Raw genomic sequence first — 21,667 nt, forward strand, 5'->3', positions numbered from 1 at the left:
ATGTCAGCATCACCTAAAAATGAAATGTGGGTCGTTTTCAAACGTTTGATGGCCTATGTCGTACCGATGAAAGCCATGTTTATTATGGCTGTTCTAGGTCTTATTACTTATGGCGCTGTCGATGCAGCGTTTATCGCATTTATTAAGCCGTTTATTGATGAAGGTTTTAGTCAAACTCCAGCGATAGTCGCCGGTGTCGACTTACCAACGCACGGTGGCTTTAACGCCAATAAAGACATTATGTTAATGGCCCCAATAGCGGTTATTTTAATGTTTAGTTTACGTGGTGTGGCTAACTTTGTGTCGACCTATTGTGTGTCATACATGAGTGCTCAGCTCATTATGGATATGCGTCAACAAGTGTTTGAGCATTACCTACGTTTACCTGTGAGTTATATTGACCGTGAAAATAGCGGTAATTTGATTTCGCGCGTTACGTTTGATACCGAACAAATTGCTCGAGCATCAGGCAGTGCGTTAATTTCAATCGTCCGAGACAGCATGACGGCCATCGGTATGTTAGGCATTATGTTCTACTATTCGTGGAAATTGTCGTTATGCATTTTGGTGATAGGCCCCATCATGGGCGTGGTTATCAGTGTTGTCAGCAAACGCTTTCGCAAGGTTTCTAAGCAAATTCAATCTGCAATGGGCGGTGTAACCGCAACCACAGAGCAGATGATTAAGGGCCATAAAAACGTATTAGTGTTTGGTGGACAAAAAACTGAGGTTGAACGCTTTTTCCAAGTTAACGATCGTAACCGCTACCAAAACATGAAACTTGCGGTTGCGCAGTCAATCAGCCAGCCGCTCATTATGGTGATTGGTTCATTCGCATTGGCGTTTGTGTTGTATGCCGCTACTTGGGATAGCATGAGAACGGATTTAACCGCTGGTACTTTTGCTGCTATTTTAGGCGCCATGTTAGCCATGCTACAACCGATTAAAAACTTAACCCGTGTCAATGCGGAATTTCAGCGTGGTATTGCCGCTTGTACCACAGTATTTGAATTATTAGACACCCCACCAGAACCAGATAATGGTGCATTTAGTATCGATAGAGTTGAAGGTAAGTTGACCTTTGATAATGTGACATTTGCATATCCTGGCCAAGAAAAGTCTGCACTTAATGGGATTAATTTTGAAGTTAAGCCGGGTAAAACGGTTGCATTAGTCGGTCGTTCAGGCTCTGGTAAATCGACCATTGCCAGTTTGATTACTCGCTTTTATGGTAATTTATCAACCGGTGATATCCGTCTTGATGACACCAGTATTTATGATTACCAACTAAAATCACTGCGTAATCAAGTCGCTTTAGTGTCGCAACAAGTTACCTTGTTTAACGACACTATCGCCAATAACATTGCTTATGCTTATCCAGGTGAAGTGACTCGCGAACAAATTGTGCATGCAGCAGAATTAGCCTATGCCATGGAATTTATTGATACTTTACCTGAAGGTCTTGATACCCAAGTCGGCGAAAATGGTGTGTTGCTTTCAGGCGGCCAGCGCCAACGTATTGCCATTGCTCGCGCCATGTTACGTGATGCGCCAGTGTTAATTTTAGATGAAGCAACATCGGCATTGGATACTGAGTCGGAAAAAGCGATTCAAAAAGGCCTCGATAATCTTCGTCATAATCGCACCTCTATTGTGATTGCCCATCGCTTATCAACTATAGAAAGCGCTGATGAAATTTTGGTTATCGATCAAGGGAAAATTGTTGAACGCGGTAATCACAGTGAGTTAATTGCCCAAGCCGGTATTTACGCTAATCTTTACCAGATGCAGTTCAGTCAATAATGATTAGGTGGTTGTGATGCAACAGCTTATTCATCGCATTTGGTATCAAGGTCATCAAGCTAAATGGTTATTACTGCCGTTATCTGGGGTATTTTGGTTAATATCCACTATTAGGCGGTTACTGTTTAGTTGTGGGCTAAAACAAGCGCAAGTATTACCTGTCCCCGTAATCGTGGTGGGTAATATCACCGCGGGAGGCAGTGGTAAAACTCCAACAGTAATTTATTTAATTGAACTGTTACGCCAACATGGTTTCAAGCCAGGTGTGATAAGCCGAGGCTATGGAGTTAATATCGATGGTGTTGTTGCTGTCAATCCTAATGCAAAAGCAAATGATGTAGGGGATGAGCCTGCAATGATAGTGGCTCGTACTCAAGTACCTATGGTTGTCGGTGCCAAGAGAGTGAGCGCAGCGCATACATTATTATCAGATTTTGATGTTGATGTGATTATTAGTGATGATGGCTTACAGCATTATGCCTTAGGCCGTGATATCGAAATTGCTTTAGTGGATGGTGAGCGTCGTTATGGCAATCACTGCTTGTTACCCGCAGGCCCTTTACGTGAAGGTTTGTGGCGGTTAAATTCAGTTGATTTTGTGATAAATAATGGCGGACCAGCTCAAACCGGTGAAGTGCTGATGGCACTAGAGCCCGCGCCGCTTTGTCAGGTTGACAATAACCTAGACGATAAGTTTAATCAGCAACACAGTGTAGTTGCGATGGCGGGTATTGGTAACCCGCAACGTTTTTTTAATAGTATTAGCCAGTTAGGCTATAAAGTAGTACAAACAGTTGAGTTCGCAGATCACCAAGCTTTTGACCAAAAGCAATTAAGTGACTTATCCGTACAGCATTCATTATTAATGACTGAAAAAGATGCGGTTAAATGTCGCGATTTTGCACAATCAAACTGGTGGTATTTACCTGTAAATGCGAAGCTTAACTCAGAATTTGATCACGCATTGTTGAGCCAATTACAGCAAGTGGCTCAAACTAAAAAAGGATTGTCTCATGGCATTTGATAAAAAATTACTCGAAATTGTGGCCTGCCCAGTATGTAAAGGCAAGCTAGATTACCACAAAGAGTCGCAACAACTGATCTGCAAGTTTGATAAATTAGCGTACCCTATTACCGAAGGTATTCCGGTATTGTTAGAAAATCGTGCTACAGCGTTAGTGACTGAATAACGGTTCGATGATGTGAAAAATGATTGAATGATTAAGCGCCCAAAAGGGCGCTTTTTTTGTTTGAGGAAAGCCATTATATTGAGCTGCAACATTTTTCTTATTCAGCTATCAACAGTTTGCTCTTAGCTCCGTTTATCTAATCATTTTTACCTTAGTCATTAATCATGGTCATTTATCGTGTGTTCTATTTAATGATGAATTGATCGGATATTTATACTGATTAATATCAATGGTAACCAAATGTATCGTTTGTGTTTTTAGTTTGTATACAAGCTATGTATGAAGTTTTTATATAAAGCTAATATTCTATCAAAAATCACTAAAAATCATTGATTTAATTGAGTTCTATAAACGTTAGTAAGATAATTTAGTCATCAGTAATAGTGAGTCGATGACTAGGTTGTTTTATGACTGAGAATGATGGTTTTCAACAACATGTGGCTAAGGTTTATCGTGAACACCGTGGCGAACGTGTAGTGCCTTTCGAATACCAAGGTAAGCGATATTGGTTGAAGCAAGTAGAGCATCTTGCAGGGGCGATGCGTTTATTAAAGCAAAACTCCACAGCTGCATTGCATAAAGAAATTGGTGTATTAAATACGCTAAGTCATTTAGGTGCACCAGTGCCTGCGGTTGTCGATTTTGGTGACGGTTACATGGTTGTCGAAGACGCTGGAAGTACCATTAATCATCTGCTCGAGCGTACAAGCCAAACCTTATGGCAACCCATTTTAAATGATGTCAGCGTAGCATTAGCGAAACTACACTCTATGCAGCTTGCTCATGGTCGTCCAGCCTTACGTGACATTAGCTGGCAAGCCGGTGAGGTTAAATTTATCGATTTTGAGGCGAATCAACAGCATAAATCAGTTGTCTCACAACAAATTCGAGATGTGTTGGTGTTTATCCATAGCTTATATCGCTATATTGGACCCAATAATAATGTGATTAATCAAGCTATTGCTTGTTATCGTTTAGCGGGTGGTGAAGCAATATGGCAAAAAGCCAAGCAATTTTTAGCTTCCTGGCAATGGTTATATTATTTCGCGAGACCTTTTCGAGATATTGGTGGAAAAGATTTGAAGCCAGTGTATTGGGTGTTGTGGCATTTCAGGCAAGCGCCTTTAACACTGGCATAGTGGCTGTAATACCTTTAACTACGTTGGTATTTTATACAAAAAGCTTGCCTAGACAGCAAGCTTTTGTATGTAGACCGGCAGTGATCTTGATTGATATACCGAAATGGATTATCTAGTTAAGATTTTGCGGCTAGGTCTTGATATAAAGTTTCAATCCATTTATCTGCCGAGATAAATTCCCAAGCCCAATTAGCATATTTTGCTGGAACGCCCTGTTTTTTGATGGTGGCTAAATCATGGCCCATTTCAATTTCACCACGCATCCAATTAATACTGTCATCAAGCATATGCTTGAATTTTAGCAGTGCATTTTTATCGGCTAACTCGCCATGACCGGGTATTACCTTAGTTTTATTGTCTAAACGATCGAGGATCAAGCTGACGTTTTCACGATAGCCTGTTACAGAGCCTCCCGCCGCTAAATCAATGTACGGAAAGCGGTCTTTAAAGTATAAATCGCCCATGTGAATAATATTGGCTTTTTGCCACATGACGACACTGTCACCATCGGTATGGCCTGGACCTAGGTGAATAACCTCTAAAGTATCTTGATTAAAATGAATTGAGATATTGTCTTCATAAGTGATAACGGGCAATGCTGACGCAGGAGTACTGCTATCCGCTTTGAGACGTTCGAGAACATTATGATGAGCTAAGATAGAGCCTGTTTCACCAAAGTGGGCGTTTCCACCCGTATGGTCACCATGGTAATGAGTATTAACGATGTATTTAGGCAAGCCAGGTTGAATATCATTAAGTGCGGCGGTAATTTTATCGGCTAAAGGTGCAAATTGATCATCAACAATTAATATGCCGTCATCTCCAGCAGAAACCGCAATATTGCCTCCGGCCCCGATAAACATGTAAGTATTATTGTCTAGTTTGTTGGATTTAATGACCACATCACTGAACTTATCATCAGCAATGGCTGACGTTTGAGCTAATGCAAGCATCGCTACTGCACTGAATCCGATGATGTGACGTTGAAATGTTAGTTTCATGACGATCCCTCATTGCTGTCATAGCAATTATTTTATTGTTATTAATACTGCCTAGCGTAACAAGTTGATCACTTATGGTGCAATAACATCCAGTGAATTAGCATCTGATTAAATAAAATCACGCTTCTCCAATGTAGCTTATTAAGCATTGACCATAGCAAACATTGACTACTGTAAACAATAACGATGCACCAGCAGAACTGAAGTGTAGGACTATTTGGTCCAAGGCAGCAGTTTTTGAGCAAATGTATTGGCTAGCCCTAGTCTAATTGCAGCTTTATGTCGTACTAGATATAGCGCTTGGTAGCATAATGGTACCAAATACAAACTGGTGACGGTTGAAAAGGTTAACCCACCAATAATGGCAATGGCCATTGGCGAATACGGCGGTCCACCACCGCCTATCTGAGTATCTCCCATTGCTAATGGCACTAATCCCAGCACTGTGGTTGCAACCGTCATTAATACCGGACGTAAACGAGTAATACACACGTTAATGATGGTATCACTTAGCTTATCCATATCGGGTGTCATCTGATTAATTTGGTCTACCAGTACAATACCGTTATTAACCACAATGCCCATCAAAATAAGTATGCCAATCATCGACATTACCGACATTGGTGTACCTGTGAGCCACAATGCCCAGAACACGCCGGTAATTGAGAACATAATCGAAGTGATAATAGCTGTCGGTAGCAGCAGTGATTCAAATAACGCCGCCATGACGATATAAATCATTGCGATAGCCAAGATCATATTTACCGCCATGATGGACTGGTCTTCATCTTGGCGTTCAAAACCACCGCGTAACGAGTAGCCGTACCCGTAGGGGAAGTTCACTGAGTCCATCACCTGAGTAATTTTGGTTTGCGCTTCTTCGGTAGTGAGATCTTCAAGATTTGCGCCAATGGATAAAGCCGTTTGGCGATTAAAATGACGAATAGTATCAAATCGAGGAACTACGGTTGCTTCAGCTAAACTGTCCAGGGTATAAACTCGGTCACCTTGGCGAATGATCGGCAGTTGCTTAAGTTTTTCTAAAGAGTTCTGCCAGCTTTTGTCATAGGCCAGTTCGATACGTAGTTCGCCGCTAGGATCATGGCGAAACGAACGTAACTGCGACCCTCTTAAGGCAATGGCAATGTTCGATGCTATATCGCTTAAGGTTAAATCCAGACGGGCAGCCATTTCTCGGTTGATCACCACCACCACTTCTTGTTGGGCGCCATTCACTTCCGAGCGCACATCGACTAAGCCCTCTATATTGTCGAGCAATGGCATCACTTGTTCACTGATGCGGATTAGTTCGGTTGTTGAGCGTCCCGTTAAGGTTACACGAATGCCGTTATTTTCATTGCCCCAACCAAATTGTGGCGTGGCAATCGAAAATTTAGGAAATCCTTCGCGGATCATTTTCTTTAACTCACCAATGTCTATTGGGATGTCTTTTTGTAATAAAATGGTTGATTGTGCATCTTGCGGGGCGTAGTAACTGTAAACCGCATCAATATAAAACGTGTCTTTATTGCTGTATAAATACGTTTCCATGCTATTAATCATGGCTTCGGTCACCGCTAGATTATGGCGACCTTCTAGCTGGTAATTAATGTATAAACGGTCATTACCTTCGCCGTCTCCTTGATCTTGTTGCACCATGCTTAATGGCAATGCTGTTGATACCAACAATGCCACTGCGATGACACCAGAACGTTTTGGTCGGGTTAATATCCAAGTGAGGCTGCGTTGATAAAAACGCCCTAAGCGATTGTTGTCATTAGCGGCCTGCACTTCAAAGTGAAAGTGGTTGAGCATCAGTGGGATTAATGTTTTCGCTACCAATAATGAAGCCGCTAGCGAGATACAAATGGCCACAGCAACATGTTCTAAAAAGATGGTCAGTTGCACTTTTACGCCGAAAATATTAGGTAAAAAAACAATGGCGGTGGTTAATGTGCCTGCTAAAACCGCCAAAGAGACTTTTTCAACGCCAGTTAACACGGCTTGTTGGTTGGCTTTTATCTGACAAGTGTCGTCAATGTGCCCAGCTTGTTTCTCTTGTAGCACGCTTTCGGTGACCACCACCGCATTATCAATCAACATGCCGACGGCTAATAACAATCCCATCATCGATAAAATATTTAAGCTGTAGCCTAAAAAGTACATACCAGCCAATGTCATACATAATGAAATCGGCACTGATGAGATAACTACTAAGGTCATTTTAAGATTGCGCAAAAACAGAAACAGCACCCCAAATGACAGTACCGCACCCATTAAGCCAGACAGTAATAAGTCTTTGAGTGAGGACTTAACGCCATAGGCTTGGTCTTCCATGATAAACAGTTTGATGCCATTAAATTGCTGATCTTGCTTAACCTGTTCGATAACGCTTAGCACACGATCAGACACTTCTACTAAATTGGCACCAGATTCCTTAAATACATCAATACCCACCGCATATTTTTGATCTAAATGTCTGCCTTCAATTTTCTCGGGCAGGGCATAGCTCACCATCGCAATATCTTGCAAGCGGATACCCGGCACAATCACCAGATTATTGATATCATCAAGGCTGGTAAATTCACCTTTTGGTGAGACTTGATACACCCGTGAATTTTCTCTTAGGGTACCTGCACTGATGACAAAGTTTTCTGCCAGTAAACGCGATCGTAAATCGAGGCTATTAAGGCTTGATGCGACCAATTTATCGGCATCAAGTCGGATTTCAATCTGTTTTTGTTCAACACCATAAAGGGTGACTTTTGATACGCCATCAACGCGTTCAAGTGGCTTACGAAGCTGTTTGTCTAACAAATCAAATGCATTAGAGAGTTCGCGCTCGCTTGATATGCGAATGGTTAACACCGGCATATCGGCGGTTGAGAACTGTTGGATCATGACGCGCTCAACATCTTTTGGTAATAAATGCCTTACCGAGTCTATTTTCTCGCGCGCTTCTAGGCTTTTGGTGGCAACATCTTCACCCCATTTCATGTTGAGCTGAATAAACGCACCGTCTTGGGTTGAATCTGATCGCACCTCTTCTATGCCGCTCATGGTAGCAAGTGACTCTTCCAGCACTTTAGTGATGTCGCGTTCAACTTCTGCAGGGCTGGAGCCTTTGTACGGAACTTGCACCACAATTTGTGGAATATCAATTCCTGGAAACATTTCTAATGGCAGCATTCTACTGGCCGCCATGCCAAACAACATAATGGCCAAGAAAAACATGCAGGTGGTGACGGGGCGCTTTATCGCCAGTTGAGTGATGTTCATGCTGGCGTCTCCGCTGTATTAAACTCAACGTCGCTTTGGGTATATTGTTTACGGTCAAATAGCGCATATAAAGCGGGAATAACTAACAATGTAAGCAAGGTTGACATGCTTAATCCGAAAATGACTGTAATAGCCATTGGCGCACGAACTTCACTGCCATCGCCAATGCCTATTGCCATTGGTAATAAACCGAGTGTAGTGGTTAGGGTTGTCATCATGATAGGACGTAAACGAGATTGCGCGGCATCATTAATCGCGGTCAGTTTATCAATACCTTCTTGGCGCAATTGATTAATACGGTCAACCAATACAATCGCATTGTTGACCACAATACCTGCTAGCATAATTAAGCCAATAAATACCACTACACTCAAATGGGTCCCGGTAATGAATAAACCCACAATACTGCCGGCAACGGCCATTGGAACAGCGATTAAGATTAGCAGTGGATGCAACAATGATTCAAATTGGCTGGCCATCACTAAATACACTAGGAAGATAGCCAAAACGAGGGCTATTTTCAATGAGTCAAATGAGTGCTCCATTTCTTCATTTTGGCCGCCAAATCTGGCCTGAATCGAACTTGGTAGCTGCTGTTTAGCCAATATCTGCTGGGCTTCAATTACCGCTTCGCTTAAGTCACCGTAAGCCAAATTAGACGACACAATAGCGACTCGTTGTTGACTGATACGATTAATTGCTGAAGGGCCAATTTGCAAATCGATTGTGGCAATAGCACTTAAGGGGATCGGCTGGGTGCTATTAGGATTAATAATTAACGATTCAATGTCGCTAATTTGATCGCGTTCGCTTAATTCACTGCGCACCAAAATATCCACTTTACGATCGCGTACCGTAAACTGGCTGGCAATAGTGCCACCGACACGTTGGGCTATGCGGTTAGCGACTGTCGGAGCGTCCATTCCTAGCGAGGCTAAACGGGCATGGTCAAAGCGAATACTGATCTCTGGTTGGCCATCGCGCAAGGTAGTATTGATGTCACTAAAGCGGTCAGAATCAGACAAGGCATTAACCAGTTGGTCTGCACTTTGTTTGAGTTGAGCTAAATCATAACCCGATAGCTCAATTTCAAGCGGGGTTTTAAAACTGAATAATTCAGGGTGTTCAATTTGAGCCTCTAGTTCAGGAATGTTTTTTGCTGTGTTACGCAATACCTGGCTAACTGCATTAAAGGCTAAAGGGTCTGCGAGTACCACTTGTAATCGGCCCCAGTTTTCACCACCTCTTGCAGTATCCGATGTCATTAACCCACCACTACCAGCCTGACTATAGGCGTGTTTCACATCTTCACGGTCTTTAATCGACAGCGCTAGTTGTTGTAATACAGCATCAGTTTCACTGACTTCGGTGCCTGGCGGTAATAATACTTCGACATAAAACTCACCTTGATTCATCGGCGGGATTAGCTCGACACCTAACTTAGGCAGTAAACTGCTTGACGCTAGGGTTACCAAAAGTGCTAACACAATGGTTAACACTTGATAGCGTAGAGCGTGATGTAACACCCGGAAATAGATTGATTCGACGATGCGATATAGGTAGTTAAAGCCGGCACAGATGGGTTTGAGTAATAGCCCAAATACACTACTTACAAAACGGCTAATGACAATAATTGCGGTTAATAATCCTGAAGGCAAATAGCTAAACAAGAGTTTAAAGGGAAAACTCAACACTGCCAGTAAGTAGTAGGTGATTTTTCCTTTGCGGCTTGTTGGTTTCGGTTTTTGTGCTACTTCAACTGGTTGCGGCAGGCTGGTGAAGCCTTGTCGTGATGCCAACATGGGAATGGCTGTTAAGGCAACAAATAATGAGGCGAGTAGGGCGAACGTGACCGTGAGCGCTTGGTCGGCAAATAAGGCTCCTGCAATGCCGTCGACAAACACTAAAGGGACAAATACAGCTAGAGTGGTGAGTGTTGATGCAAAAATGGCGCCTGAGACTTCTTTACATCCTGTGACGGCAGCTTCAACTTTACTCATGCCTTGAGATTTATAACGGTCTATGTTTTCTAATACCACAATGGCATTGTCGACCAGTAAACCAATGGCTAATGCAATACCACCTAACGACATAATATTTAAGCTAATATCAGCAAAATACATCATATTGAATGTCGCAATAACTGAAAAGGGAATTGAGATTGAGATGATAAGTGTGGCAATAATATCACGTAGAAACAGGTAGATAACTAACATAGCCAGTAGACTGCCAAATAATGCAGCTGAGGTCACTTCATTCACGGCACTTTCAATAAATTCAGATTGATCGTAAATAATCTTTAACTGATTCTGCTCACTTGCTTGGTTAATTTTATCGAGTTCTGTGCGTATTTTTTGCGCTACCGCAACAGTATTAGCGTCACCTTCTTTGTAGATCGCCAATTCAATCGATTCAACTTCGCCGATGCGGGTAATGTCGCTGCGTTCTTTATAGGCATCACTGATATCAGCAACATCAGATAATCTGACTAAGGTTTGACCATCGCGATAAACGATGACTTGGCCTAATTCTTCAAGAGAGTTAAATTGATTTAAGGTTCTGACTAAGTATTCTTTATCACCTTGGATCACTTTACCTGCTGAAAGGTTGATATTTTCTTCATTTATTCGACGTTTAACCTGGTCGGCATTAAGATTCAATTGACTTAGTTTTTGTTGATTTAATTCAATATGAACTTCTTGCTCCAACCCACCGGATAACCTTACAGCAGCAACACCGGATAAGGCTTCTAAACGTCGTTTTAACTCTTCATCAGCAAAAGTTCGCATTTGCTTTAACTGCTCCGCATCGGCATTGGGTACAGAAAAAGCTAAGCGCATGATGGGATCAAGATTGGGGTTAAAACGCAGTAATAATGGCTTATTAATGTCTAAGGGCAGCTCGATAGTGTCGATTTTTTCACGCACTTCAAGGCTTGCCATATCCATATTGGTGCCCCATTCAAACTCGAGCACAACATCAGACATGCCAGAACGTGAAATTGAGCTTATTTTCCGCAGTCCTTTTACCACCCCAACAGCTTCTTCAATTGGTTTTGATACCAGCTGCTCAATTTCAACCGGAGCAGCACCGTCATAGGCTGTGCGTATGGTCACGCTGGGATAGCTTAAATCGGGTAACAGTTTTACCGCGAGGCGAGAAAACCCTACCATGCCAAAAAGCATCACAGCTAACATGAACATCCATACAGTGACGGGGCGTTTAACCGAAGTGTTAATTATTGACATTATCCCGCTCCGTTATCGAATAGCTGCGAAGCTAAGTGGGGTAATAATTTCCACTAATGATTGATCTTTGAGGTTTTGTTGGCCCCGGATGACAATTTGTTCGCCATCTTCAACACCCGATAAAATTTCAACCGTGTTATTTTCACGATATCCCAAGGTGACTTCACGTCGTTGTGCCTTGGTGTCTTTTATCACATACAAAGCTTGAGTGTTGTCTTGGTTGATTAATGCGTTATAAGGCACGGTAAGTACATCAAGGTGGGTGTCGTATTTAAGTTCAACCCGAGTAAACATACCCGCTTTTAATGTTGCATCTTGATTTGGCACGGCTAACGTCACTTTAAACGTACCGCTTTGAGCATCCACTATCGGACTAATACGCAGCACTTTTGCATCGATAATATTGGCCGCTGTACCTTGGTGTTGTTGAATAATACTGGCTTGTTGACCAACCCGTAAACTAGCAAGTTGTTGTTCTGGTAAGTGTAATATGCCGTGAAGTTGGTCTTGATTAACAACATAAAATAACTCTTGGAACTCTTTTGCCATATTGCCTGTTTTAACATAGCGTGAAGCAACGACACCATTAATGGGTGAGGTGATTTGGCTTTCTTTAACTTGTAGCTCTGCTAAGTCGCGCTGTGCTTTAGCAGCTTGTAGGTTGAACTCGAGCTTGGCCATTTGGTCTTGGCTAATAAACTCTTTGTTGTTCATTTTATTTAAACGATTTAACTCTTGCTGAATAATCTGCACTTCGGCTTCTGAACGATTGAAATCATAACGTTGACGCTTGGCATCAATTACCGCAAGTATTTGCCCTTTGGTAACCCGATCGCCTTCTTCAACGTTAATCTTTTCGATTATCCCAGCAATGCGGCTCATCACATGAGACTCTTCCGGTGCTTCGAGTGTGGCGGTGGTGCTGTAAAAAGACGATACATTGCCTGTGGTGACCAGTGCTGTTTCAACCGGAATAGCAAATTTATCATCTTTTTTTGCTTGCTCTTCTTCGCCGCTGCAACCACTCAATACTGCAATACAAAGTAAAGGAATTGCCATTTTCTTCATGCTGATGAACCTATCCATGGGGTACCTGCTAGTGTTATATTTTTTGAATTAAATGACGCTAATGTACTTATTGTTATTCTTAAGCGAGTTAACGTCACGTTATCATTTGTAACTAATGTTAATTAAATACATCAAAGCACTAACTGTGCCACTTTTTATAGTGTATAAATAACAAAGGTTTATAGTATTTTTAGTTAAGGGTTAGCGAAATTGACAATGTTAATGTAGTGAAAATAATTAACATTTGGTGTGATTGGTTATTTATGTATTTTCGTGTTGTAGAAATAAACAGATTCATTGATATCAATAAATGGAAAATAATTTAAAAGGAAGCGTAAATGAAAACAACAACATGGTTGGGCATGATGGCATCAGTTTTTTTATTGTCTTCATGCAGTATGTTGGTGAGCCAGCAGTCGGGGAAACAGTCTGTTTCGAGCAGTCTGATGGACTTTTTGTATCCTAATAAAGAAGCCCGTGCAGTACATAGCGCCGAAGTTCCATTGCTCACATTACCGGTAAAAGTCGGTATTGCCTTTGTACCGTCAACAGGCTTTCAAAAAGAGGCTGTGCATAGTAAAGATCAATACGAATTACTTGAAAAAGTGAAAGCGGCTTTTGTTCAATATGATTATATTGACCGCATTGAAGTCATTCCGAGTACTTATCTTGCTGGTGGTGATGGTTTTAACACATTAGAACAAGTTGGGCGTTTATATGATGTCGATGTAATGGCGTTGGTGTCTTACGATCAAGTGACTCAGTCTGTAGAGAATAATGCCGCGTTATTGTATTGGACCATCGTGGGTATGTATGTGATTCCGGGCAATGAAAATACCGTACAAACCTTTGTCGATACTGCAGTGTTTGACATTAAAAGTAGGAAAATGCTCTTTAGAGCACCAGGGATCAGTAAGCTCGAAAAGCGCACAACCGCTATTGGTATTGACGAAACATTAGCTGAAAAATCGATGCAAGGTTTTGACCTGGCAGTTACTGATATGACTAAAAACTTAGACGATGAGTTAGCTCGTTTTAAAGTGAGAGTTAAAGAGGAAAAAATTGCCAAGGTGGAACATAGCAATAATTACAGTGGCGGGACTATTGATATTCAGTTTGGTTTACTATTATTGATAATGTTATTCATTCGATTAAGACTCAGTAAGGATGTTGAACGCTAACCTTACTGTGGGCTATGTTCAATTGACTATGCTCAAGTATCTATTTTCAATGAGCAGTGATTAATCGATGAGTCACGTTGTTCGGTTAATCATTTTTATACTATCATTTTTTAGAAGTCGTTTTATCTGTGATGCGCGTTAACGCAGCACAATTATCTTCAGTATGGGCTCTGTCGTGTGTCTAAAATTTCCAAATAAATTTAGAGAATCCATGTTTAGTCCAGATATTGACAATAATATAAGTAAGCAGGTTTTTTAGATGGAATAAGGTGCGATATAACTGAGGGTTTGTTGATAAATTATTGAATCTCAGCTTTGTAATAAGCTGAGATTCAATGATAAATATAATAAATACACTTGAATTACAGTATTTTATTAATACTTTAATTCATTTTTTATGAAGATTTATTCGTAATGGAAAAGTTAACCCGACGAGTCTTAGAACGCTCAGAACTGGTTAATTTTACACCGTTATCTTCAATGACTTTAGTAGTCGAAATTAATTGGTCGTTAGATGTGCCCAAAGAGATTAAAAACTCCACTAAACCATCAGCACGACGTTGTGCCAACGCTTTATTGTATTTAACTGTGCCTTTGTCATCTGTAAAGCCCTGAACATTTAGTTCTTTATCAGAATTATTGGCGAGGTAAGTCGCAACGCAAGACATGTGAGTATCAAGCTTACTGTATGACTTATCACTATTAACTTCGAAATACACAGGTGTGAACCCAATAATCATTTCATTATCTGTTTGTAATGTATATTCAATACACTCTGGAGAAATAGAAAATGTTTTGATTGGTTCAGATACAACGACAGGTGCTGATTGACAACCCGCAAGTGTTAATAACGCAATAACAGGTAATGAAAGATTGACGCGTTTCATATTTGTTTAATCCTTTAAAAATGTGGTCCATTAAAAAGAAATCGTAAATTACCGATAATGTTTTATTGGGTCAATAGAAAAACTGTTTTTTAGTTAATTAGATGTTTATTTTCATATTAAAAACATACTTTTTAATGTTTTTAGATTTTAATACATACTAATGGGTGGTTTATTTTAATGAATTTATTTAAAAGTTATTAAGCAAGTTTTTAAATGTTGTTTTTTACATTTTCTTGCTGCAACATATTGGGGTAATTTTGATTCACTAGGAAGATAGTTTACATACTTTAGGATAATATTAAGGGATTAACCTGTACTTATGGATAAGAGTAAAGCACCAAATCACTTTGCTGAAGATAAAACAGTTGTGGCAGGATTTGAACATTCTGGAAATAATAATAAAGTTAACTTGATTGGGAAGTGTTTCAAAAATCGCTATTTGATTGAGTCGAAAATTGGTCATGGCGGTATGAGTGATATATACCGTGCCAAAGATCTCTATTTGGAGTCATTAAACGTAACAGAACCTTTTGTTGCGATTAAAGTATTATTATCTCAGATATCGGATATACCCGAAGCTCAGCAAGTCCTTATCAAAGAGTCAGTACAAACTCAAAAACTATCTCATCCAAATATTATCAGAGTTTATGATGTAGATACCGATGATGGCTTTCACTTTATGGTGATGGAGTGGTTAGATGGCGAATCATTAGACCAAGTGATCAAACGTTCAAAACCGTTAGGCATCAACTTCAAAGGATCAATGAAAATCATTGATCAGATTGCTTCTGCATTATCGTATGCTCATCAACAAGGTATTGTCCATACAGACTTAAAGCCATCAAATATCTTCCTCACTCGCCAAGGGAACATTAAAGTTTTTGATTTTGGCGTTGCGAAAAACTTACAGCAAAGAGAGGACCGATACGCATTTGCCGAAGTCGACCAAGACTCTCCTTTAACAGGTTATACCCCAGCTTATGCTAGTTTTGAGCAGTTATCTGGAGAAGATGCCTGCGCGGCAGACGATATTTTTGCTTTTTCGTGTATTAGCTATGAGCTACTAACAAGTAAACATCCTTATAACCGTGTAGCTGCAAATGAAGTTGATATCACCAACAATAAGTTGATTAAACCAAAAAATATTAGTTCACGATTATGGCCTATGTTGAAAAAAGGTCTCGTGCTTAAAAAAGTACAACGTGCGCCTTCCATCGAGCTAATTATCAATAAGTTCCACAGTAAAAGTTGGCCACTACTCACCGCTATTGCTGCGGGTGCAGTACTTGTTATCGGTGGATTTCAAATTCAACAATATTACCAGATTCAATTATACGACTTACAAAATAAAGTCGCGCTGACAAATAAGGCCAAAAGCGAAGTTCAAGCATTTGAATTTATTCCTGCTTCAGCATTATTAACCCAAATAGAAGATATTCCAGAAGATAAAAAGCTGATTAAGAATGGTTTGTTAAAGACACATCAATCTGAAGTGTTGGATATTGTGGAGCAACGTATAGCTTCCTTACCGAAAAGCGATAATGGTCTGTATCAAAATTATGAAAAAATAGCACAAATTATTAATGACATAGAACGTTTTTATCCTGATTCAGTTCGTTTGCTACAAATAAAAAACCAAGCAGAGAGAAGTAAACAATCAGTTGTAGATGCACTGTCTGAACGATTGAGCCTGTTATTATCTCAAGCCCGTTACAATGAACAGGGAAGTAATAATATTCAAGCCATTGTTGAAGGGTTAACATTTGTCGAGCCTGGATATGTTTATACCGCGTCTAATGAAGAATATGCCCTCTATGCAAGCTCATTTGATAACGCCTTAAAGAAACATGATATTAATCAAATTAGTGCACTCATTACAACTGGCGAAAATATATTTTCAAACTATCCGCAGGCTAAGTCATTAATTACATATGGCGCCGAATTGAAAGTGGCTGTTAAAGGCTTAAATGACTATCACGATTTAACGGCAAAAGGTAAAACGGTCGTTTATCCATACGAAGCTGCTGAAGTTTATTATCGAGATACATTTAATCAATTAACCGTGAGGTTAGATGCAATTGATAACCCAAAAGATCTACACGAGTTTGATAAAGAAGTTAGGGGGCTCGCCACGAATTTACCCGATGATTTTGAGCCCCTGCTAACGCTTGATAAACGTTTAGCCGCCTCTTTTTTACGCCAAGCAAATGTGTATCTTGATAAGCAATATCTGAAAACAGCCAGAGAGTTATTTGCCAGAGGGAATGAAATGTATGAACGTCTAAATGGTGTTCAACGCTTATAACGCAATGGGTATGATGGCTAGTCAACAAGTTGATGAAGGAAGATGTAATAGAAATGGAATTATTGCTAGAGATTGTGAGTTATCACAGGTTATCCCCTGAGCAGGTCATAACAAAAGATGTCACAGAAACCTTAACGTTAGGGCGCTCTGATGTATGTGATTGGCATATGCCTGATCCAGAAAAAGTGGTTTCTGGTACTCATGCTCGGATCACCAAGCGCAGTGATGATTTTTTCATTGAGGATTTATCAACCAACGGATTATATGTCAATCGCGCAGTCGAAGCGTTAGGCACCAATCGTGAGCATAAAATTGAACACGATGATCTGTTTACTTTTGGTGATTATGAGATCAGTGCGAAGTTACAAATGTTACATGTGGCCTCTAATAGTCAACCTCAACAAGAGATACATGACGCCCCACATGTTGCTACTTTGCAGCAAAATAAACTCATTCCAGCTTCTTCCTCATCAATGCTTGATACTGGGTTTGAATCTGATTTAGCAGGATTTGATTCTGCTATGTTACTGAACCAATCTCGACAACAATCAGCAGGTCTCTCGCAGATGAATGCTGATTTACAAGACCATTTTCAACCACCAGTAGCCATTCCAGAAGAATGGGATAAAGATATTTTTGGACAACATTCTCAAGCTCACGCAAAAACTGATATCCGATCTGTTGTTCCACAAGAGCCCGAGCTTCTGGTTGCTAAAGCTTCAGTTAACCCTATAAAAGTGCCTGAAACGGTAAAAGCGGAGGTGAAAAAAGTGGCCCCCGAGGCACCAAATACCAAAGTACCCGTTAGTACACAGGTAAGCCCTTCATCTGCATTAAGCAAAGCGTTTTTTCAGGGTATGGGAGTCAATGAACAAGATTATGTCAATGTGCTAACTGAAGAGTTGATGTTTGAACTGGGCCAAAGTATGCAGTTTATGTTGACTGGCCTGATGGAATCACTACGTCAACGTTCAAAGCTGAAAACTGAGTTTAGAATCAATCAAACAACATTCCAGCAGCGTGAAAATAATCCATTGAAATTTTCGGCCAATATTGATGATGTATTTCAAAATTTATTTTTAAGGAAAAGTGCGAGTTTCTTGTCATCTCAACAAGCGATTACCGAAGCTTTTAATGACGGTCGAAAGCATGATACTGCGTTAACTGCAGGCACATTAGGCGCTATCCGTGGATTGCTAAATCAATTAGATCCTGAATTTATTGAAGCCAAAAGCCAAAACCAGTCGCTTACAGACATGTTAGTGCCGGGACAGAAACAGATGCGCCAATGGAAAGTATATAAAAGCTTACATTCCAATTTAAAAACAGAATTTATGCAAGACAGTGCTGCCGCATTATCAGATGATTTTGTTAAAGCATACGACAATAAAATTAAAACATTATAAATTATTAAGGGCTAATAAATGAAATTGAAGTTAGGTCTATATCAAATTGTATTAGTGAGCTTTTTATTACTTAATTCTGGCTGTAAAACGATTAATGCTGTCGTCCCGCCATCGACAGATCTTACCTTTAATGCCAGCGCAGACATCAATCCTGACATTAACGATCGGCCATCACCAGTGGTGGTGAAAATATTTGAATTATCATCAAGAACTATCTTTGATACTCAAGATTTTTTTACCCTTGATGAGTCAGCTGAAAGTGTACTTGGTCCAGATCTTATTCGTAAAGATGAGTTGGAATTACAGCCATCAGAAACGCGTGAATATGCCATGACACTGGGACAAAACACCCGATTTGTTGGTGTTATTGTCGCATACAGAGATATTGATTCATCTCGTTGGCGTTCAGTCGTCACTGTCGATCCTACTGGTTATGATGATGTCGTTATCAACATCGAAAAAATAGCTGTGTATAACTCTGAAAAATAATTGTTGTGAATAAATAGGGAAATTATGAGCGATTTTAGCCCAATAGCATGGACAGAGGGCATGTTTCTTCGTCCACAACATATGCAGCAGCAAGAACGTTTTTTGCAACATCAACAAGCGCGAACTGCCAAGAATAACAATCCACTTGCTTGGGGGGTTGTGAGCTATGAAGTCAATTATGGCCTACTTCCACTGGGGCAATTTGGATTAGACCGCATCGATTGTGTTTTTCCTGATAACACCTTGGCTTGTCTTCCTGAGCAGAGTCCGTTACCAACGGCTATTACTGTCCCAGCAGGTACATTGGATCAGCTTGTTTATCTTGTTCTTCCCGTTGCGAAAAGCAATGGGATGAATATTTCATCTTCTGAACAAAATCAAATTACTCGCTACAGCTATGAAGATCACAACATTGTTGACACAAGTGTTGGCTCTGATGCTATGGAAGTGCTGCAAGTTGCCAAATTAGATTGTCGGTTAAAGTTACAAACTGAAGATCGCTCAGGCTATGTCTCAATTGCGATCGCTCGGGTTATTGATGTGTCTGAAGAGGGCGTGATTCGATTAGATAAAAAGTTTATTCCGGCATGTATTGGCATTGAACACATTAAAACCTTAATGAATATGACAACTGAAGTCACTGGCATGATTAATCAGCGTGCAGAAGCCATTGCGGGTCGCTTAAGTCAATCCCAAGGGACTTCCAGTTCGATAGCAGACTTTTTAATGTTACAACTTTTGAATAAGTATCAACCTATTTTTGAACATTATGGGGTTGTTAGTCATATTCATCCAGAATTGCTATTTCGCACACTCATTAGTTTTTCTGGTGAGCTTTCAACGTTCAGTAGTCCCAACAAGCGACCGCCAAAATTTCCTGTCTATCAACATGATAATTTAACCTATGTGTTTAGTAACACTATGGTAATTGTTAATCATGGCTTAAGTAGTGTATTGGAACAAAGTGCCACAGAGCTGATCCTAGAGAAGACTAAATTTGGTGTGTATTTCTCGACGATTGCAGACAAAAGTATGCTTGATAATGCTGAATTCATTCTCGCTGTTAAAGCAAATGTTCCGCATGATGAGCTTCGTCAACGCCTACCTTCACAAATTAAAATAGGGTCAGTTGAAACCATTCGTGAACTGGTTAATAACCAATTACCCGGTATTGGAATATCCAACCTCCCAGTCGCGCCAAGACAGGTGCCATACCATGCGGGTTATCACTATTTTCAATTAGATAAAAATAATAGCCATTGGATAAAGCTTAAATCAAGTGGCGGTGTTGCAATGCATATTTCTGGAGCATATCCAGAGTTACAAATTGAACTTTGGGCCGTGAGTATTTAACGCCAAAACATTAAGGATAATTTTGTGAACGATAAAACCATCGTTAAACCTCGCCCAGGGAAAGGGTCGGGTATGGCTGGCAATAAAACAAAGGTCGATGATGATAGTCAGAAAACCTTGATTCAAGATCATCGTGCCGATAATCGCGACAACCGATCGCAACTAAGCTTATCGCAAAACCCAATCGTTGATTTTGCGGGTACGCTTTTATCTATTTGTACTCAGTTACGAAATAGTACCGAGCATGATGATGTCAATACTCTACGGGTGCATTGTGTCGAACTCATCAAGAATTATGAGCAACAATTACGTAATGCAAATTTAGCGTCAGATGACATTAAGTCTGCTCGATATTGCTTGTGTTGCTTTATAGATGAGGTGGTCCTCAATACGCCTTGGGGAGAGCAAAGCTATTGGGCGTCTGACAGTTTACTTTCTACTTTTCACAATGAAACCTTGGGTGGCGAATATTTCTATACCTTGCTTGACGCCTCACTTCGTCATCCTTCTGAAAAGTGTAATTTACTTGAGTTGATGTATTTATGTTTAACTCTTGGTTTTGTTGGCAAAATGAGAGTTGAGCCTCAAGGCGATCAAAAACTAGAAGCATTACGTGAAAAAACGTATTTAGCCATTCAATCTTGCAAAGGCGATTTTCATCGAGAATTATCACCAGGATGGCGACAGAATATTGTCCCTAATCTAACCTTCCAGCAGCCATTTCCTTTATGGGTTATCGGGGCATTATTTGGGGTGGTTATTTTATTTATCTATATGGGTTTTAGTTATAGCATCAACAATTACTCATCAGAGGCTTATAAAGAATTGACCTCGATTGTGCCTTGGGAGAAAACCATTGATGCGCAACAACAAATTAGTCGTGATGAAGCATTATTACTGCAACAACTATTGCAAACCGAAATTGGCAAAAATTTACTTGAAGTAGAACAATTAAGTGATCGTGTGAGGATCCGCATTGGGGCGACTGAACTGTTTGCTTCTGGTAACACTCAACCTCGTTCAGATTTTGAAGCTATTTTAGCTAAAATTGCTCTGACGCTAGAGAGCACAAATGGCAAAATATTGATCACCGGTCATACCGATGATGAGCCAATCTTTACGTCTAAATACCCATCAAATTGGCATCTTTCATTAGCAAGAGCAACGTCGATTGCGAACGTTCTCGCTAATAACGCATCGCTAAGTGGCCGCTTGTGGCCCGAAGGTCGTGGTGAGTCTGAGCCCCGTGTGGTGAACGACAGTGAACAGAACCGCGCGTTAAATCGTCGAATCGAAATCGACTTATTGTTTTAGTGTG

The 21,667-nt window shown here is 40.4% G+C and carries 15 protein-coding genes; 10 read left to right on the forward strand and 5 right to left on the reverse strand.

Annotation, left to right across the window (positions count from 1 at the left end):
- From msbA to H5125_RS12190, 4 genes are all read left to right on the forward strand, one after another.
- Positions 1-1,803 (forward strand): lipid A export permease/ATP-binding protein MsbA, encoded by a 1,803-nt coding sequence (gene msbA, locus H5125_RS12175; RefSeq protein ID WP_101086856.1) that lies wholly within the window; start codon positions 1-3, stop codon positions 1,801-1,803.
- Positions 1,804-1,819: 16 nt separating this feature from the next.
- Positions 1,820-2,827 (forward strand): tetraacyldisaccharide 4'-kinase, encoded by a 1,008-nt coding sequence (gene lpxK, locus H5125_RS12180; RefSeq protein WP_182744343.1) that lies wholly within the window; start codon positions 1,820-1,822, stop codon positions 2,825-2,827.
- The gene (locus tag H5125_RS12185; RefSeq protein ID WP_182744344.1) at positions 2,817-2,993 is read left to right on the forward strand and encodes a Trm112 family protein; all 177 of its coding nucleotides are present in this window, start codon (positions 2,817-2,819) and stop codon (positions 2,991-2,993) included. Before lpxK ends, H5125_RS12185 begins: the two co-directional genes overlap by 11 nt.
- Before the next feature lie 407 nt (positions 2,994-3,400).
- Complete coding sequence (locus H5125_RS12190) at positions 3,401-4,132, forward strand: serine/threonine protein phosphatase (RefSeq protein WP_123884430.1); 732 nt, start codon at positions 3,401-3,403, stop codon at positions 4,130-4,132.
- Between the two features lie 116 nt (positions 4,133-4,248).
- Here H5125_RS12190 and H5125_RS12195 read toward each other — a convergent pair whose 3' ends face one another.
- The 4 genes from H5125_RS12195 to H5125_RS12210 form a co-directional block, all read right to left on the reverse strand.
- Positions 4,249-5,133 (reverse strand): MBL fold metallo-hydrolase, encoded by an 885-nt coding sequence (locus tag H5125_RS12195; RefSeq protein WP_182744345.1) that lies wholly within the window; start codon positions 5,131-5,133, stop codon positions 4,249-4,251.
- A gap of 213 nt (positions 5,134-5,346) precedes the next feature.
- The gene (locus H5125_RS12200) at positions 5,347-8,412 is read right to left on the reverse strand and encodes an efflux RND transporter permease subunit (RefSeq protein ID WP_182744346.1); all 3,066 of its coding nucleotides are present in this window, start codon (positions 8,410-8,412) and stop codon (positions 5,347-5,349) included.
- Positions 8,409-11,660, reverse strand: coding sequence for an efflux RND transporter permease subunit (locus H5125_RS12205; RefSeq protein ID WP_182744347.1), 3,252 nt, complete (start codon positions 11,658-11,660; stop codon positions 8,409-8,411). Before H5125_RS12205 ends, H5125_RS12200 begins: the two co-directional genes overlap by 4 nt.
- A gap of 12 nt (positions 11,661-11,672) precedes the next feature.
- Positions 11,673-12,746 carry an efflux RND transporter periplasmic adaptor subunit gene (locus H5125_RS12210; RefSeq protein ID WP_182744348.1) on the reverse strand — a complete coding sequence of 358 codons (1,074 nt, stop codon included), beginning with the start codon at positions 12,744-12,746 and terminating at the stop codon, positions 11,673-11,675.
- A 320-nt stretch (positions 12,747-13,066) separates the two neighbouring features.
- On the opposite strand from H5125_RS12210, the gene rhlP reads away from it, so the two are divergent.
- Positions 13,067-13,909, forward strand: coding sequence for a rhombotarget lipoprotein (gene rhlP / locus H5125_RS12215; protein ID WP_182744349.1), 843 nt, complete (start codon positions 13,067-13,069; stop codon positions 13,907-13,909).
- A 395-nt stretch (positions 13,910-14,304) separates the two neighbouring features.
- On the opposite strand, the gene H5125_RS12220 is transcribed toward rhlP, so the two are convergent.
- Complete coding sequence (locus H5125_RS12220; protein ID WP_011637833.1) at positions 14,305-14,796, reverse strand: OmpA family protein; 492 nt, start codon at positions 14,794-14,796, stop codon at positions 14,305-14,307.
- Positions 14,797-15,115: 319 nt separating this feature from the next.
- Between H5125_RS12220 and H5125_RS12225 the strand changes: the two genes are divergently transcribed.
- Genes H5125_RS12225 through tssL form a run of 5 tightly spaced genes read left to right on the forward strand, consistent with a single transcriptional unit; the run spans position 15,116 to position 21,663 of the window.
- The gene (locus tag H5125_RS12225; protein WP_182744350.1) at positions 15,116-17,101 is read left to right on the forward strand and encodes a serine/threonine-protein kinase; all 1,986 of its coding nucleotides are present in this window, start codon (positions 15,116-15,118) and stop codon (positions 17,099-17,101) included.
- 53 nt (positions 17,102-17,154) lie between these two features.
- Complete coding sequence (gene tagH, locus H5125_RS12230; RefSeq protein ID WP_182744351.1) at positions 17,155-18,507, forward strand: type VI secretion system-associated FHA domain protein TagH; 1,353 nt, start codon at positions 17,155-17,157, stop codon at positions 18,505-18,507.
- A gap of 18 nt (positions 18,508-18,525) precedes the next feature.
- Positions 18,526-18,996 (forward strand): type VI secretion system lipoprotein TssJ, encoded by a 471-nt coding sequence (gene tssJ, locus H5125_RS12235; protein WP_182744352.1) that lies wholly within the window; start codon positions 18,526-18,528, stop codon positions 18,994-18,996.
- Positions 18,997-19,020: 24 nt separating this feature from the next.
- Positions 19,021-20,349: a type VI secretion system baseplate subunit TssK gene (gene tssK, locus H5125_RS12240; RefSeq protein ID WP_101086868.1), complete on the forward strand. Its 1,329-nt coding sequence runs from the start codon at positions 19,021-19,023 to the stop codon at positions 20,347-20,349.
- Between the two features lie 24 nt (positions 20,350-20,373).
- Entirely contained in the window at positions 20,374-21,663 is a 1,290-nt protein-coding gene (tssL, locus tag H5125_RS12245) for a type VI secretion system protein TssL, long form (RefSeq protein ID WP_101086869.1), read from the forward strand.
- The last annotated feature ends 4 nt before the right edge of the window (positions 21,664-21,667 follow it).

This window comes from Shewanella sp. SR44-4, assembly GCF_014163715.1.
Classification (GTDB): domain Bacteria; phylum Pseudomonadota; class Gammaproteobacteria; order Enterobacterales; family Shewanellaceae; genus Shewanella.

Excerpts from the sequence above, each read along its gene's own strand:
- msbA (WP_101086856.1), top strand. The coding sequence starts at position 1 with ATGTCAGCATCACCTAAAAATGAAATGTGGGTCGTTTTCAAACGTTTG.
- lpxK (WP_182744343.1), top strand. The coding sequence starts at position 1,820 with ATGCAACAGCTTATTCATCGCATTTGGTATCAAGGTCATCAAGCTAAA.
- H5125_RS12185 (WP_182744344.1), top strand. The coding sequence starts at position 2,817 with ATGGCATTTGATAAAAAATTACTCGAAATTGTGGCCTGCCCAGTATGT.
- H5125_RS12190 (WP_123884430.1), top strand. The coding sequence starts at position 3,401 with ATGACTGAGAATGATGGTTTTCAACAACATGTGGCTAAGGTTTATCGT.
- H5125_RS12195 (WP_182744345.1), bottom strand. The coding sequence starts at position 5,133 with ATGAAACTAACATTTCAACGTCACATCATCGGATTCAGTGCAGTAGCG.
- H5125_RS12200 (WP_182744346.1), bottom strand. The coding sequence starts at position 8,412 with ATGAACATCACTCAACTGGCGATAAAGCGCCCCGTCACCACCTGCATG.
- H5125_RS12205 (WP_182744347.1), bottom strand. The coding sequence starts at position 11,660 with ATGTCAATAATTAACACTTCGGTTAAACGCCCCGTCACTGTATGGATG.
- H5125_RS12210 (WP_182744348.1), bottom strand. The coding sequence starts at position 12,746 with ATGGATAGGTTCATCAGCATGAAGAAAATGGCAATTCCTTTACTTTGT.
- rhlP (WP_182744349.1), top strand. The coding sequence starts at position 13,067 with ATGAAAACAACAACATGGTTGGGCATGATGGCATCAGTTTTTTTATTG.
- H5125_RS12220 (WP_011637833.1), bottom strand. The coding sequence starts at position 14,796 with ATGAAACGCGTCAATCTTTCATTACCTGTTATTGCGTTATTAACACTT.
- H5125_RS12225 (WP_182744350.1), top strand. The coding sequence starts at position 15,116 with ATGGATAAGAGTAAAGCACCAAATCACTTTGCTGAAGATAAAACAGTT.
- tagH (WP_182744351.1), top strand. The coding sequence starts at position 17,155 with ATGGAATTATTGCTAGAGATTGTGAGTTATCACAGGTTATCCCCTGAG.
- tssJ (WP_182744352.1), top strand. The coding sequence starts at position 18,526 with ATGAAATTGAAGTTAGGTCTATATCAAATTGTATTAGTGAGCTTTTTA.
- tssK (WP_101086868.1), top strand. The coding sequence starts at position 19,021 with ATGAGCGATTTTAGCCCAATAGCATGGACAGAGGGCATGTTTCTTCGT.